This window comes from Nocardiopsis xinjiangensis YIM 90004, from assembly GCF_000341145.1.
Lineage (GTDB): Bacteria > Actinomycetota > Actinomycetes > Streptosporangiales > Streptosporangiaceae > Nocardiopsis > Nocardiopsis xinjiangensis.
The window spans coordinates 101,540-116,083 of the sequence record NZ_ANBE01000014.1; the positions used below are offsets into that span (position 1 = coordinate 101,540).

General features: G+C 69.8%; 13 protein-coding genes. 4 read left to right on the plus strand and 9 right to left on the minus strand.

The genetic code is table 11. From position 1 onward, the window contains the following. Positions 1-143: 143 nt before the first annotated feature. Positions 144-365, minus strand: a complete 222-nt coding sequence (locus tag D473_RS0109100; protein WP_017608765.1) for a hypothetical protein — start codon at positions 363-365, stop codon at positions 144-146. A 586-nt stretch (positions 366-951) separates the two neighbouring features. Here D473_RS0109100 and D473_RS0109105 point away from each other — a divergent pair. Next, the gene (locus tag D473_RS0109105) at positions 952-1,785 is read left to right on the plus strand and encodes a MetQ/NlpA family ABC transporter substrate-binding protein (RefSeq protein ID WP_017608766.1); all 834 of its coding nucleotides are present in this window, start codon (positions 952-954) and stop codon (positions 1,783-1,785) included. Between the two features lie 86 nt (positions 1,786-1,871). Here the strand turns inward: D473_RS0109105 and D473_RS0109110 are convergent, their stop codons facing one another. From D473_RS0109110 to D473_RS0109130, 6 genes are all read right to left on the minus strand, one after another. Next, positions 1,872-2,669, minus strand: coding sequence for a sulfite exporter TauE/SafE family protein (locus tag D473_RS0109110; protein ID WP_026126772.1), 798 nt, complete (start codon positions 2,667-2,669; stop codon positions 1,872-1,874). Next, complete coding sequence (locus D473_RS28670; RefSeq protein ID WP_394296764.1) at positions 2,618-3,106, minus strand: response regulator; 489 nt, start codon at positions 3,104-3,106, stop codon at positions 2,618-2,620. Before D473_RS28670 ends, D473_RS0109110 begins: the two co-directional genes overlap by 52 nt. A 47-nt stretch (positions 3,107-3,153) precedes the next feature. Further along, on the minus strand, positions 3,154-4,659 hold the full coding sequence (locus tag D473_RS0109115; RefSeq protein WP_017608768.1) for a sodium:solute symporter: 1,506 nt from the start codon (positions 4,657-4,659) through the stop codon (positions 3,154-3,156). A 34-nt stretch (positions 4,660-4,693) separates the two neighbouring features. Continuing rightward, a complete protein-coding gene (locus D473_RS0109120; RefSeq protein ID WP_026126773.1) occupies positions 4,694-5,884 on the minus strand; it encodes an anhydro-N-acetylmuramic acid kinase in 1,191 nt (396 codons plus the stop codon). Positions 5,885-6,059: 175 nt separating this feature from the next. Next, complete coding sequence (locus tag D473_RS0109125) at positions 6,060-7,649, minus strand: sodium:solute symporter family transporter (RefSeq protein ID WP_017608770.1); 1,590 nt, start codon at positions 7,647-7,649, stop codon at positions 6,060-6,062. 6 nt (positions 7,650-7,655) lie between these two features. Then, on the minus strand, positions 7,656-8,138 hold the full coding sequence (locus D473_RS0109130; RefSeq protein WP_017608771.1) for a universal stress protein: 483 nt from the start codon (positions 8,136-8,138) through the stop codon (positions 7,656-7,658). Positions 8,139-8,363: 225 nt separating this feature from the next. Between D473_RS0109130 and D473_RS0109135 the strand changes: the two genes are divergently transcribed. Together D473_RS0109135 and argG are read left to right on the plus strand one after the other, a co-directional pair. Continuing rightward, positions 8,364-8,933 carry an NADPH-dependent FMN reductase gene (locus tag D473_RS0109135; protein ID WP_017608772.1) on the plus strand — a complete coding sequence of 190 codons (570 nt, stop codon included), beginning with the start codon at positions 8,364-8,366 and terminating at the stop codon, positions 8,931-8,933. Positions 8,934-9,001: 68 nt separating this feature from the next. Next, on the plus strand, positions 9,002-10,453 hold the full coding sequence (gene argG / locus D473_RS0109140) for an argininosuccinate synthase (protein WP_017608773.1): 1,452 nt from the start codon (positions 9,002-9,004) through the stop codon (positions 10,451-10,453). 339 nt (positions 10,454-10,792) lie between these two features. On the opposite strand, the gene D473_RS0109145 is transcribed toward argG, so the two are convergent. After that, positions 10,793-11,560, minus strand: coding sequence for a DUF6544 family protein (locus tag D473_RS0109145; RefSeq protein WP_017608774.1), 768 nt, complete (start codon positions 11,558-11,560; stop codon positions 10,793-10,795). Between the two features lie 152 nt (positions 11,561-11,712). Between D473_RS0109145 and D473_RS0109150 the strand changes: the two genes are divergently transcribed. After that, a complete protein-coding gene (locus tag D473_RS0109150; protein WP_017575002.1) occupies positions 11,713-12,555 on the plus strand; it encodes an SDR family oxidoreductase in 843 nt (280 codons plus the stop codon). Positions 12,556-12,632: 77 nt separating this feature from the next. Here the strand turns inward: D473_RS0109150 and D473_RS0109155 are convergent, their stop codons facing one another. Next, positions 12,633-14,378 (minus strand): stealth conserved region 3 domain-containing protein, encoded by a 1,746-nt coding sequence (locus tag D473_RS0109155; RefSeq protein WP_017608775.1) that lies wholly within the window; start codon positions 14,376-14,378, stop codon positions 12,633-12,635. Positions 14,379-14,544 lie beyond the last annotated feature (166 nt).

Sequence of the window (14,544 nt, forward strand, 5' to 3'; positions counted from 1 at the left end):
GACCTGCCGGGGTGGTTTGGGTGCGCCTTGTCGGGTGTGGTCGGTGTGCGTGGTGTGTGTCCACGGCGCACGGTGCGGTGTGGGGGCTTTCGGCTGCGGGCCCGCACCGTGCGGCTCGGGGCGGTGGAGGGCGGGGGCTCCGGTCAGTTGTCGCCGAGCAGCTCGTCCCGCGCTGCGTCGACGGCGGTGCCGCCGGGGTCCTCGGCGGCGTCCGTGGCGGTCTCGATGCCGTCCTGGACCCCCTCCGTGCTCTCCTGCACGCCTTCCATCGCCTCCTGGCCGTAGGACTCTGCGACGTCCTGGGCGAGCTCGCCCGCCTCGCCGCCGAAGAGCCCCTTGAACCACTCGATCGCTTCGCCGATCATCAGCACTCCGTTCGTGTCCGGTGCGTGTCGCGTTGAACCTGGAGTCTGTTCCCTCTTCCGATAAGGCCCGTGTAAGGGGAGGGAGAGCATGAAGAGGCCCCCGGTGCGGGTGGCACCGGGGGCCGGAGGGGGTGAAGGAGAAGCGACCCTCGTCGGCGGGGAGGGGCCATCTCCGACAGGGGGTGCGGAGAGTTACGGGGCCGTTGTTCGCCTTCGAGAATCATCCTGCACCATCAGAGTGCTCCGTGGGGCGGGAACGGAGAATCTCGCCGAAAAATCTTCCGAAGCCTTTGGGTTATGCCGCACTACTGGGGGAAATTCGTCATCCGTCATAATTTGCCTGTTATGTACTGGCCAATGGTGCACGCGAGCACGCACGGGCACGGAACGCAGGCGCTGGAGCCGGGTGAGTCCGCGCGGCGGGAAGCGGGTGTGTCGGCGCGGGCGGGCCTGTGTCCTTGGTCACCCGGGGTGGCGCGGCGTCTGGCCCTGCCTTTAAAATCGGGTAAATCGGAAATACCTGCTGATCTGGTTACGAACCGCCCACAGGTGTCTCCCTCCACGTACACGAAAGGGAACCTCCGCAATGCACCGCTCCGCCGTCATCGCCCCTGCCGCTGTGGCCGTACTGGCGTTGACCGCCTGTGGTGCACCGTCCGAGAACGAGGCGGACTCCACGGGCGGCGGGGAAACCCTGACCGTCGGTGCGACCGCCGTCCCGGCCGGGGAGATCCTGGAGTTCATCGACGAGGAGCTCGCCGCGGACGCCGGACTGTCCCTGGAGATCCAGGAGTTCTCCGACTACATCGCGCCCAACACCGCCCTCGCCGAGGGACAGATCGACGCGAACCTCTACCAGCACGAGCCCTACCTGCTGGAGTTCAACGAGGGCAACGATACCGACCTCACCGCCGTGCAACAGGCCTACCTGCCTCCGCTGGGGCTCTACTCCGAGCAGGTCGACTCGGTGGAGGAGCTCGAGAACGGCGCGGAGATCGCGCTGCCCAACGACCCCACCAACGAGTTCCGTGCGCTCGTGCTGCTGGAGGAGAGCGGCCTCATCACCCTGGCCGACGGGGTCGAGGAAGCCGACTTCTCACTCTCCGACATCGAGGACAACCCCGAGGACCTGGACTTCCACGAGGTCGAGGCGCCCCAGCTGCCGCGTTCACTCGGTGACGTGGACGCCGCGATCGTCAACAACAACTACGCGCAGGAGGCCGGGCTCGACTTCGAGGAGGACTCCATCCTCCTGGAAGAGGTCGAGGGCAACGACTACGTCAACGTCCTCGCGGCCCGCACCGGGAACGCCGACGATCCGCGCATCGCCACCCTCGGCGAGCTCCTGCTGGCCGACGAGACCCTCGAGTTCATCGAGGAGGAGTACCAGGGCAGCGTCATTCCCGCCGAGGGCGACTGACCCTTCCGGTCCCCGGCCCCCACCCCACAGAACCGCCCCGTTCGCCCCCGCGACGGGGCGGTTCTGTGCCCGGGGCCGTGTCCGGGTCAGACCACGTTGATGCCCACGAGGGCCGCCACGAGCAGCCCCACATAGAACCAGGCATGCACCCGGTCCGGCATCCGCCCCACGATCCGCCGGACGAGCGCGATCGTCGGCAGTGACCCGGCCAGGAGGGCCGCCCCCGCCACCAGGTCCACGTACCCCAGGTGCCCGCCGGCACCGGTACCGCCCGCGAACGCGTACACAACCGTGGCCACGAAAGCGACCGGCAGAGCCAGCGGGTTGGCCATCGCCGCCGCGTCCGCCATCGGCAGGCCCCGGCGCCGCAGCAACGGCACCGTCAGCACACTTCCGCCCACACCCAGGGCGGAGGCGACCGTGCCGATACCGATCCCGCCCGCGGTCACGGTGCCGCGGCCCAGACGGCGGGGTTCGGCGCCCTCCGCGTGGGACAGGAAACCGCGCCGCAGGAGGCTGTCGAGGATCGTCCACACCAGGTAGACGGTGAACAGCACGTGCTGTACCCGGTCGCCGAGGGCGAGCGCACCCACCGAACCCACGGCCGCGCCGACGGTGACGTAGACCGCCAGAGGCCACACGTACTCCCGGCGCAGGCGTCCCGTGCGCAGCTGCGCGAGGGTGGCACCGGAGGCGTTGACCACCATCACCGCCGTCGACGTCGCCACTGCCACGTGCATGGGGTCGGTGTCCTGGCCGGAGGAGGCCGACACGACACCGTAGACGACGGGAACGGTCACGAAACCGCCGCCGAAACCGAACAGCACCGTGGTCAGGCCGGTGAGGCAACCGAACGCGAGGAGGACCAGGATCGAGTCGAACACCGGTCCACGGTAGGGCAGGGCCTCCACCGTCCCACCACCGGGCTCCTCGTCCGGTGACACCTGTAGGGCACGAGGCCACGGACCCGTGGTCGGTGCAGCGCGTGCGAGGCCTCGGCCCCGTGCCCGGACGGGCCACACGCTGTCCCGTTCACGGCGGCTCGGCAGTCGCCCCGAGGTGCACGTACGCGCCCCATCAGATGGGAGGCGGCCGCCGGGGACAGCACCGACTCGCCCCGGTGCACCGCCAGTACCCCGTGCACCAACTCGTCAGGGGTGGCGTCCTTGAGCAGGTACCCGTGGGCCCCGGCCTCCACCGCGGGCAGCACGTCGCGTTCGCTGTCGAACGTGGTCAGCACCAGAACCCGCACGTGCGGGGCCTGCTCACCCAACTCGGTGATGGCGTGCACCCCGGACATCCGGGGCCTACGCAGATCCATCAGCACCACGTCGATCTCCCGGTCTCGCGCTCGGCCGGGGCGGTCGGTCAGATGCGTTCCTCGGCGTCGGGGCGCGGGGACAGGTCGGTCTCGGCCGTACCGGACGCGTCCCCACGGTGGCGCCGCGAGAGCAGATAGCCCAGGCCGAGGGTGAGGGTGAGACCGATCGCGGTGTACCAGGTGAACCCGACCAGTTCCGGGGCGAACAGGAACAGGGACGACATCGTCGCGACCGCGACGGCGAAGGCGATCGTCGCGTCCAGCTGCCGGGCCTTGGGCACCCACATCCCGAGGAAGAACGCGCCCAACAGTCCGCCGTAGGTCAGGCTCGCCACCGAGAGCCCGAGCTCCACCACCGGGTTGTCGGTGCCGGTGAACAACGCCGCCGCCCCGATGAAGACCAGGCCCCACCCGAGCACGAACAGACGGCTCACGCGCAGGGCGCGGGCCTCGTCGAGGGGGCGGCGGGAGAACCGCTGGTACAGGTCGGACATGGTCGAGGACGACAGAGCCGACAGCGACGAGGACAGGGTGCTCATCGCCGCGGCCATGATCCCTGCGAGGACGAGCCCGGCGATCCCGACCGGCATCCCGTCGACGACGAAGGTCGGGAACAGCTCGTCGGAGTTGGCCAGCCCCAACTGGTCGATGGTCTGCTGCTCGTAGTAGGAGTACAACGCCAGTCCCACGGTCAGGAACAGCGCGAACTGGAGGAAGACCACGACCCCGCTCATGATGAGGGCGAGTTGGGCATCGCGCAGGCTCTTGCACCCGAGCAGGCGCTGCACGATCAGCTGGTCGGCACCGTGGGAGGCCATGGACAGCAGGGCACCGCCCACCAGCGCGGTGACGGTGGCGTAGGGGGACGACACGGGGTCGGACGTGAAGTCCAGGAACTGGGTCTTGCCGGCCTCCTGGGCCACACTCCAGAAGTTGACGTCCAGGCTCTGCACGATCACCACCAGGGCGATGACCCCGCCGAGCATGTAGACGCCCATCTGCAGCACGTCGACCCACACCACGGCCTTGATGCCGCCCACGAGCGTGTACAGGATCGTCGCGACACCGAGCAGCGCCACGATCGTGAAGTAGGACAGCTCCAGTTCGAAGGCGTCGAGCACGATCTTCATCGGGATCGCGGCGGCGAAGAGGCGCACACCGTCGGCGAGCAACCGGGTGAACAGGAACGTCACCGATGCGGTGCCCTGCATCCCGCGTCCGAACCGCACCCCGAGGTAGGCATAGGCGGTCGTCATGTCCCCGCGGTAGTAACGGGGCAGCAGCACGAAGGCCACGACGATCCGGCCGATGAAGTAGCCGATCGCGACCTGCAGGAACGTGACGTTGTCCAGGAACGCGATACCGGGTGTGCTGATCACCGTCAGCGCGCTGGTCTCGGTGGCCACCACCGACAGGCACACCGCCCACCAGGGAAGCTGCCGGTTGCCGATGAAGTAGTCGCGGACCGTGCGTTGCTTGCCCGAGAGCCACAGCCCGAGCCAGGCCGAGGCCAACAGGTAGACGACGATGACCGCCAGGTCGATGGTGTGCACGCGTTGACCTCCGTGGCCGGTAGGGGGTGGGCACTCACCTGTCCGGGTCGGCGACCTCCAGACGCCGGGGGACGGTGGCGGCGGGGGCGGGCAGGCGCAGCGGAGCAGGACCCGGGGTGATGCGCCCGGCCGCTGTGGCCCGGACCGCTCCCGTGCAGGAGGGCAGCGCTCCGGGGAGCCCGTGCCAGGTGAAAAAACCCAGCAGCGCGAACAGGTAGGCCTCCTTGGCGTCGCCGTCCAGCCCCAGGTCCCCGGCGGGGACCGGCCGTGCGGGGTGCAGGAGTTCGGCCAGGCGCGCGGAGAGCACCGGGTTGCGGGCCCCGCCCCCGGACACGTGCACCTCGGCCACGGAGAAGGGCCCGAGCGCCTCGGCCACGGTGCGGGCGGTCAGTTCGACCAGGGTCGCCAGGAGGTCGGGGGCCTCGACCGGCCCGTGTGTGCCGGTGTGTGCGTCCAGGACGGCGTCGAGGTAGGGGGCGCCGAACAGCTCCGGTCCCGTGGACTTGGGCGGGGCGAGCCGGTAGTAGGGGTCGGCCAGGAGCGTGGCCAACAGGTCGGGGTCGACACGGCCCGCGGCGGCGATCCGCCCGTCGAGGTCCAGGTCGGCGCGGCCGTCGGTCACGCGGCGCACGGCGGCGTCCATGAGGGCGTTGCCGGGGCCGGTGTCGAACGCGGTGGGTGCCCCGGTGGAGGGCACGACCGTGGCGTTGGCGATGCCGCCGATGTTGAGGGCCGCCGCCGGCACGCCCCGCCCGTTCAACAGAAGCGTGTCGAGTACCGCCGCCAGCGGGGCGCCCTGGCCCCCGGCGGCCACGTCGGCGGTGCGCAGGTCGGAGACCACGGGGAGCCCGGTGGCCTCGGCGATCCATGCGGGTTGGCCCAGTTGCAGGGTCCCGTGCACGGTCGACCCCTCCACCCAGTGGAAGAGGGTCTGCCCGTGGGAGGCGACCAGATCGGCCCGGCCCCCGGCCAGATCGGTGGCGGCCTCCCGCGCGGCCCCGGCGAACTCCTGCCCGATACCGGTGTCGAGCCGGCACACGGTCTCCATGGTCGTGGAGCCCGGTGGAAGGGCTGCGCGCAGTTCCCCGCGCAGAGGTGCGGAGTAGGGGACGGTGCGGTGCCCGAGTGGTCGCAGCCGGACGAGGTCCCCGTCGAGAACGAAGTGCCCGGCGGCGACGTCGATGCCGTCGGTGGAGGTGCCCGAGGACAGACCCAGCACTCGCACGCGGCACCCCCTTCGTCGGAAATGAACGTCTGCGGATCCCACTTCGGCAAAAACGTTCATCCAGGGATATCCCGCGCCTGTGTGCCCACGCAACCCCTGTTACGCGTTGGCCGGAGCCGGTTTTTCGGCCAGGGAGCGACCGTTCGCCGGGCCGCTCTGCGGCACCCCCATCCCCTCAGACGAAGGGCAGTACCGAGCACACCGTCACCACCCCCAGGCCCAGGGCGATGTAGCGGTAGTTCTTGTACCAGGGGGTCTCCGCCAGGGCTGCCGATTCCTGCCGCCAGCTCTGCCGGCTCCAGGTGACGGCCTCGAGTTTCTCCGCCGGCGGGGCCGGGGTGCTGAGTGAGATGGCCACGAAGACCACCAGGCTCAGCAGGAACATGATGCCCGTCCCGTACAGGAACTGGAGGTTGCCCACACCCAGGAGCTCGAACACCAGGAAGGCGGCCAACCCGACCGGCACCACCGCCAGCGTCCACAAACCGGCGGCCGTGGAGGCCCGCCTCCAGAACAACCCGCCGAGCAGGACCACCACCAGCGGCATCGTCACGTACCCCAGGAAGGACTGGAAGTAGGCCACGATGCCCGAGAACGTGGTGATCACCGGCGCCCACAAGGCGGCCACCACCAGGAAGCCCCCCACGAGGAACCGGCCGATGGTCAACAGCTGGCGTTCGGTGAACCTGTGGTTGCGGGTCTTGACGAAGTCGTTGACCACCAGGCTCGCGGCACCGTTCAGGACCGAGTCCAGGGTGGACATCAGGGCGAAGACCAGAGCGGCGACCACGAGCCCGCGCAGCCCCACCGGCACGTAGTCGAACACCAGCGCCGGCCAGACCAGGTCGCTGTTGGCGACCTCGGCAGGGTCGTAGATGCCCCGGGCGAGAACCCCCGGGAAGATCAGGATCACCAGGACCGGAAGCTGCAGAGCCCCAGCGAACAGGGCACCCCAGCGCCCGTGGTCGATGTTCTTGGCCGCCAGGACACGCTGGACGACGATGTGGTTGGCCACCCACACGTAGAAGGAGAGCCAGATCGCGCCGGTGAAGATACCGGGCCAGGGAACAAGGTCGTCGTCCGGCGGTGGGGCGACGGTGAAACCTCCCTCGGGCGCGAGCTCGGGGAGGGCCGACCAGTCGTAGCCGAACTCGGCGAAGACCATGATGAACAGCGCGGACCCCGCGGCGAACAGCACCACGCCCTGGATGGTGTCGGTGATCATCACCGACTTCAGGCCGCCGATGAGCACGTACCCGCCGCCCAGTACGGCGATGATGACGATGAGCACGCCCAGAGGGATCTCGGGGAACAGCAGGGAGAGCACCAGGGAGCCGGCGAACATCGCGCCCGCGCTGTCGAGGAGCATGGCCGTGACCACGGTGAAGCCGGAGAACGCGTAGCGGGCCCGGCGGTCGTACCGGCGTTCCAGGAACTCCGGGACGGTGGTGATCCGTGACTGCAGGTAGAAGGGCAGGATCAGCAACGCGAACACGAGCAGGACCAGCGTGGCCATCCACTCGAAGTTCCACACTTGGATGCCGCTGGTGAAACCGGCACCTGCCAGGCCGAGGTATTGGGTGCCGCTGAACTGTGTCGCGTACAGGGAGAACCCGACCACGGGCCAGACCATGCTCCGGCTCGCGAGGAAGTAGCTCTCAGAGCCCTCCTGACCGCGGCCGACCCAGACGGCGATGGCGATCACGGCGGCCACGAAGAGCACGACGACGGTCAGGTCGACGGGTCCCAGGGTGAAGTCGGGCATCGCTGATCACCCCTCTTCCGTGTCGATGGTGCGCTCGGCGGTCCCGTGTCGCCCGTCCCGGACCACGAGGACCGAGCAGTGCGCGTCGCGTGCCAGGGGCAGGGAGAGGTCGCCCAGCGCCAGGCGGTCGGCCGAATGCGCCCCGCGTACCCCCACGACGATGAGTCCGGCCCGTAGTTCCTCGGAGACCCGTAGGACCGACCGTTCCGGCCGCCGGGTGATCCGCAGCTCGGTGCGGGCGGTCGTGAACCCCTGTTCGGCCAGTTCGTCGGCCCGCCTTCGGAGGAACTCCTCGCCCTCTGTTCGCAGCCGTTCCTCCTGCGCGGGTACCGCGGTGACCCCGGTGACGCTGGGGGAGCGGACCTTGACATGGACCAGGGCCAGGCGGGAGCCGGTGGCCTCCGACAACCGGGCCGCGGTGCCCACGGCCCGATCGGACTCGGGTGAGCCGTCGTCGGCCACCAGGACCAGGGTGGGAAAGGAAACCATCAGCGGACTCCGCTCACGAGTACTGTCCGGGACCGGCCCGGCCCACGGCGGTGCGCTGTGTCCGCGTGTGCCGGGCTCCTCCTCTTCAGTGCCAGAACTCGACGCCGTGTTCGAGTTTCCTCACGGAGTGTCACCGAAGAACCGGAATCCGGGCGGCACCCGTCGCAATGGTGGCCCGCACGGTGCGAGGATCGAGGGGCCGACGACGACACCGGGGGTGCGTACATGACGGAGTGGACGGTGCTGGGGATCTGCGGGAGCTTGCGCCGGGGTTCCTACAATGCCGCGCTGCTGGACCTGGTGGACGGGCTCTCCGAGGGTGCCCGTGTGGTCGGGGCCGATCTCGCCGGTCGTCTGCCCCTGTTCGACCCCGACGTGGAGAACGACGAGAGGGCCTGGCCCGATGCGGTGCGTGAGTTCCGCGCACGCGCAGAGGAGGCCGAGGGCGTGGTCATCGCGACCCCGGAGTACGCGCACGGCCCGGCCGGGGTCACCAAGAACGCGCTGGACTGGCTCGTGGGCTCGGGCGGGTTGGTCGGGCGTCCGACCTTGCTGGTCAGCGCCTCGCCCGGTCAGGCCGGCGGGATGCGTGCGCACACTCCGCTCATGCCGCCCCTGACGTTGTTGGGCGCGATCCTGGTGGACTGCGTCGTCGTCTCGCGCGCGGGGGCCCGCACGGACGCGTCGGGGCGCTTCACCGACCCGGCGGTGGTCGACCGTGTGCGGCTGGCGGTCGGGGAGCTGCAGGAAGCGCTGGGGTACGCAGCGCACAAGCGCGCACCCGGGGTGTTGTGATCCGACTCACTGTTGCGTCCCTGACCACTGGTTTGTATGTGCATGCATGACCGTGCATACTTATATTCATGTCCAAGGTACTCACCTCTCTGCCTGTCGGTGAACGTGTCGGTATCGCCTTCTCCGGCGGCCTCGACACCTCGGTGGCGGTCGCGTGGATGCGCGAGAAGGGCGCCGTCCCCTGCACCTACACCGCCGACATCGGCCAGTACGACGAAACCGATATGCCCTCGGTGGCCGAACGCGCCAACGACTACGGCGCGGAGGTCGCGCGACTGGTCGACGGGCGCGCCGCCCTGGTGGAAGAGGGTTTTGCCGCCCTGGCCTGCGGGGCGTTCCACATCCGCTCCGGCGGGCGTTCCTACTTCAACACCACGCCGCTCGGGCGCGCGGTCACCGGCACCCTCCTGGTGCGCGCCATGCTCGAGGACGACGTGCAGATCTGGGGCGACGGCTCCACCTTCAAGGGCAACGACATCGAGCGGTTCTACCGCTACGGTCTGCTCGCCAACCCCGCCCTGCGCATCTACAAGCCCTGGCTCGACGCGGACTTCGTCGGCGAGCTCGGCGGCCGCAAGGAGATGTCGGAGTGGCTGGTCGAGCGCGGCCTGCCCTACCGCGACAGCACCGAGAAGGCCTACTCCACCGACGCCAACATCTGGGGCGCCACCCACGAGGCCAAGTCGCTGGAGCACCTCGACACCGGCATCGAGATCGTCGACCCCATCATGGGCGTGCGTTTCTGGGACCCCGAGGTCGAGATCCGGACCGAGGACGTCACCATCGGTTTCCACCAGGGCCGCCCGGTGACCATCAACGGCAAGAGCTTCGACTCCGCCGTCGATCTGGTCCTGGAGGCCAACACCATCGGCGGCCGCCACGGTCTGGGCATGTCCGACCAGATCGAGAACCGCATCATCGAGGCCAAGAGCCGCGGCATCTACGAGTCCCCCGGCATGGCGCTGCTGCACACCGCCTACGAGCGCCTGGTCAACGCGGTCCACAACGAGGACACCATCGAGGCCTACCACACCGACGGCCGCCGCCTGGGCCGCCTCATGTACGAGGGCCGCTGGCTGGAGCCGCAGGCCCTGATGCTGCGCGAGTCCCTGCAGCGCTGGGTCGGCACCGCCGTCACCGGCGAGGTCACGCTGCGCCTGCGCCGCGGCGAGGACTACTCGATCATGGACACCACCGGTCCCGCGTTCAGCTACCACCCGGACAAGTTGTCCATGGAGCGCACCGAGGACTCCGCGTTCGGCCCCGTCGACCGCATCGGCCAGCTCACCATGCGCAACCTGGACATCGCCGACTCCCGAGCCAAGCTGGAGGACTACTCCCGCGTCGGCATGGTCGGCGACGCCACGCAGCCCAACACGGTCGGCGCGGCCCAGGCCGCCTCGACCGGGCTCATCGGCGCGATGCCCGAGGGCGGCGCCGAGGCCATCGCCTCGCGCGGCCAGGGCTCGGACGACAGCGACATGCTCGACCACGTCGCTCTGGAGTCCGGCAACGACTGAGGCCCTGAGCCTTCTCGACAACCGACGGGCCGCCCCGTCCGGGAACCCCGGGCAGGGCGGCCCGTTCCGTCGTGCCCGGGATCGTTGCTGGGGGCGGGGGTGGGCTCGGGCCTGAGGCCGGGTTCGGGTCCCCGGGGCTCGGCAATCAGGGTTTCTTGTGGTGGCTGGGTGCGGTGGTTCCTCGGGGTCGGGCTGAGCTCGACGCTCCGACGAACACCACCCACCTGCACCGGTTCACTGCCCCACCCACCGCTGTCCTCGCGCCCCAGAGCCTGAGCCCCCGAGCCCCCAGCACCTCTCGCACGCCTGAGGAACCAATCCCCTCACCGAACACCACGTCTAGAACCAGACCGCGGCGTCGATCTCCAGGTCGTAGAACTCGTGTGCGCCCTGGCGCGCGTCCAGGCCCCAACCGGCACGCATCCGCTGCGGCAGCAGGAGGCCCTCGACCTCCTGCTCTCCGCTGAACACGGTCGTGAACCGGTGGATGTCGTATCCGTGACCGTCCGGGTCGCCCCACCGCGGCAGTGCGATCCACTCCAGCCGGCCCTTGGGGCTCACCCGGATCGTGATCCGGTGGACCCGCCCGTCGATGATCATGTCGGCGTGTGCGATGTCGTCGTCGACCTCGGACCAGTGCACCTGCGGCAGCAGAGCCGCCGCCGGGGTGAGCGCGAGGTCCGCGGCCAGCCGCCCCGCCGTGCTCCGGGCGACGTCGTGGTCATCGGCGGAGAACACCGGTAGCAGGCCCCCGGCCGACCACCGCAGCCGTCCCGACCCCGCGTGGTAGAGGTCGAAGCCGTGCAGGGGGCACGGGCCCACCCGTGCGGCGGCCGCCCACACGTACCCGCGGCCCGCCGAGAGCAGCTGCCGGGCCCGCACTCGGCGCCAGCTCCCCAACCAGACACGGCCGTGCATGGTCAGCACGACGGTGGTCGACAGCGGGGCGCCCGGGGCGATGCAGTGCCCCGTCCACCGCCGCACCGGGGCGGGCAGGCCCTCGACCGAGGCGGGATCGAAACCCTCGGTGGCCGGGGTCTGCGGGATCAGGGCGTCCCAGGTCGGTGCGGCTGTTCGGGCTTCCGGGGGCGCCGGCAGAGTCACCATGGCCCCGACCCTAGAGCGCACTGCCCCGAGGCCGGGCAGAGCCGCGCCGTGCACCGCGGAGCGGCTCTGCCCCGTGACGTGTGTGCACTTGTACCTGGGGTAGTCGGTGGGCGGGAGGCACGTGAGAGAGCTGTTCACGAGGGGGCACGACCATGTCAGTCACCACTGGCACCGACCGGGTCGAGGGGTCCGGAGCATTCGACGACTACGAGCGCGTGGCGGTGGTCACGGGCGCGGACAGCGGGATCGGGCGGGCGAGTGCGATCCGTCTCGCCCAGGCCGGTTTCGACATCGGCGTCACCTACCACGAGGACACCGAGGGCATCAGCCGGACCGAGCACGAAGTCCGCAAGGCGGGTCGCCGCCTGGCTATCCGCCGGCACGACCTCGCCGAACCGCGGCGGGGGGCCGACGCCGTCGGTGAGCTGATCGAGGAGCTCGGCGGTGTGGGGGTCCTGGTCAACAACGCGGGTCGGGGGTCGAACCAACCCCTGTTGGAGACCGACTACGAACATTGGCGCGAAGTCCTGTCCGTGGACCTGGACGGCGCGTTCCTGTGCTCGCAGATCGCCGGACGCCACATGCGCGATGTCGGGCGGGGCGGACGCATCATCAACGTCACCAGCGTCCACGAGGAGTACCCGAGGGTCAACGCCGGGGCCTACTGCGCCGCCAAGGGCGGGATGAAGCTCCTCACCAGGACCTTGGCGCTGGAGCTCAGCCTGTACGGCATCACTGCGAACAACGTGGTGCCGGGCGAGATCGCCACCCCCATGACCGGTCAGCACGAGCAACCGCCGGAGCTGGACACACGGGCCGGTTATCCGCTGGCACGGCCCGGCCACGCCTACGAGGTGGCGGCCGCCGTGGCTTTCCTCGCTCAGCCCGAGGCCTCCTACGTCACCGGGACCTCGCTCTTCGTCGACGGTGGCCTGACCATGATGGGACCGCAGGCTGCCGAAGCCCTTCAAGACGGCACCTGGCGGGCCGGCTGAGATCCGGAGGTCGGAACACGGGTGCGTTGGACAGCCGTGTGAGACGGGTGCGACGCGTACGGCGCACCCGTCCCCCCTCAGGCCCCCGGTTTCTCGTACGGGGACGGGAACGGGAACCGGTGCTCCAGGAACGAGCGCAGCATGCCGCTCACCCGCTCCTCCGCCTCCGGAGGTGTGTCCAGGTCGTTGAGGCAGAAGAAGTCGACCTTCTCGCCCTCCTCCAGGCGCGCGAGTTCGGCCGCGGCGTCCTCCCCGCCGACGTCGATGTAGCGCAACCGGTACTCTTCGGGCACCGCCTGCCCGGTCAACAGCGCGTAGTGGTGGTGCAGGGTCGCGGCGAACGCGACGTCCTCGGGGGAGCGGAACCGCGACCGCACGGTGCGTTCGGCCTCCTCGGCGTAGCGCTTCTCCAGCTCCAGCATGACCTCGCGGATCTGCGGGTGCGGCACATGCTTGAACTTGTGTGTGATGTGGCGGCCGAAACTCTCGTGCAGCAGGTGCCGCACGTTCTTGCCGGCCGAGTTGGGCGCGACCTCGTCACGCAGCGGGGGCCCGACCCCGAGCTGGAACGGGGAGAAGGGCAACCGTGCGATCCCACTGGCGTGGAAGAAGTCCTCCGAGTGCGCCGGACCGGCGAGGAACACGTCGTCGTTGAAGTACAGGTACCGCTCGGCGAGGCCCTCGATGTGGTGCAGCCGCGCCTCGATGGCGTGGGAGTTGAACGTCGGCAGCGCCTCGGGGGCGTCGAAGATGTCGCGGTGGTCCACCACGGTGATCCCCTCCGCCGCCGGGTCCAACCAGTCGGGCACCTGGGAGTCGGTGACCAGGTACACGTGGCGCACGAACGGCGCGTACATGTGCAGCGACCGCAGTGAGTACCGCAACTCCTGCCGGTCCACGAACCGGGACCGGTTGCCCGCCAGGGCCGGGACCGCGGCGTCGTCGTGCCGGGCGCGTTCGGCGGCGTGCTCGGGGTCGGCACCGTCCACCCAGGTGTAGACCACGTCCACGGGGAAGTCGACATCGTCGACCATCCGCCAGGTGAAGGGTTCATAGGTGGGGTGTTCGCGCCCGCGCACACGCACGGTCGCGGGTGTGCGCGCTTCGAGGGGCAGCAGGTCGCAGACCCGGTTGCGGCGCGGGGCCACCAGGGCCCCGGACATCGCCTGTCGGGGGAGCACGGCGCGCAGCTTCGACAAGATCTCGTCCGCGTTGTCCCGGGCGGCGATGGTTTCTCCATCGCGCCAGAACTCCACGTCGCAGCCGTACTCGAACCCGCCCATGACGCGGCCGGCGGGGGAGAGGAGGTATTCGGCGAAACGGATCGTCAGGCCGGATTTGACGTCGGCGTCCAGGGCCCCATCGACGTAGGCGCTCTCACCCTCGACCCCGCCGCCCCGCAACGGTGCGGCGGCATGGACCGCGCTCGAGTCGTACAGATCGCGCATGGCATCGAGGAACTGTTTGCGCTGTTTCCGGTGGACACCGACGACGTGGCGCAGGGGTGAGCGCCCTCTGACCAGGAAGTGAGAGACCTCGGCCTGCTCGAGGGCGCGGGTGACCAGCTCCAGGTTGTGCGCGGCGGCGTCGGCGGCGGTGAACCCACCGACCACACGTCCGATCCGCTCCTGCCCGTGGTACTCGAAGGCGCGGGTGTCGGGGGCGGACTCCAGGAGATCGTGGCGCCGCTGGGCGGTCTTCGCCAGGCGCCGTTCCTCGGCGACGGCCTCTTTCGCGGCTCGGCGCTCGTTCTCGCGGCGTGCTCGGATCTGTCGGGGGACGAGCAGCGCACCGGTCCGTCTGATACGGGAACTCAGGGCCATGTGTCGGTCTTCCGTGTGTCGGGGGATGGGTGGGGGAACAGGCAGGGCGAAGGTCGGTGACAGTTCGGTCGCCGCGGACACGGCGTCCCGTAACGGGACGAATGCCTTCTTCTCTGGGTTAACGGGCCAGAGGAAAAGAGAACAGTTCGTTGTGTTCCGGAAACCT

Excerpts from the sequence above, each read along its gene's own strand:
- D473_RS0109100 (WP_017608765.1), bottom strand. The coding sequence starts at position 365 with ATGATCGGCGAAGCGATCGAGTGGTTCAAGGGGCTCTTCGGCGGCGAG.
- D473_RS0109105 (WP_017608766.1), top strand. The coding sequence starts at position 952 with ATGCACCGCTCCGCCGTCATCGCCCCTGCCGCTGTGGCCGTACTGGCG.
- D473_RS28670 (WP_394296764.1), bottom strand. The coding sequence starts at position 3,106 with ATGGATCTGCGTAGGCCCCGGATGTCCGGGGTGCACGCCATCACCGAG.
- D473_RS0109125 (WP_017608770.1), bottom strand. The coding sequence starts at position 7,649 with ATGCCCGACTTCACCCTGGGACCCGTCGACCTGACCGTCGTCGTGCTC.
- D473_RS0109130 (WP_017608771.1), bottom strand. The coding sequence starts at position 8,138 with ATGGTTTCCTTTCCCACCCTGGTCCTGGTGGCCGACGACGGCTCACCC.
- D473_RS0109135 (WP_017608772.1), top strand. The coding sequence starts at position 8,364 with ATGACGGAGTGGACGGTGCTGGGGATCTGCGGGAGCTTGCGCCGGGGT.
- argG (WP_017608773.1), top strand. The coding sequence starts at position 9,002 with ATGTCCAAGGTACTCACCTCTCTGCCTGTCGGTGAACGTGTCGGTATC.
- D473_RS0109145 (WP_017608774.1), bottom strand. The coding sequence starts at position 11,560 with ATGGTGACTCTGCCGGCGCCCCCGGAAGCCCGAACAGCCGCACCGACC.
- D473_RS0109150 (WP_017575002.1), top strand. The coding sequence starts at position 11,713 with ATGTCAGTCACCACTGGCACCGACCGGGTCGAGGGGTCCGGAGCATTC.
- D473_RS0109155 (WP_017608775.1), bottom strand. The coding sequence starts at position 14,378 with ATGGCCCTGAGTTCCCGTATCAGACGGACCGGTGCGCTGCTCGTCCCC.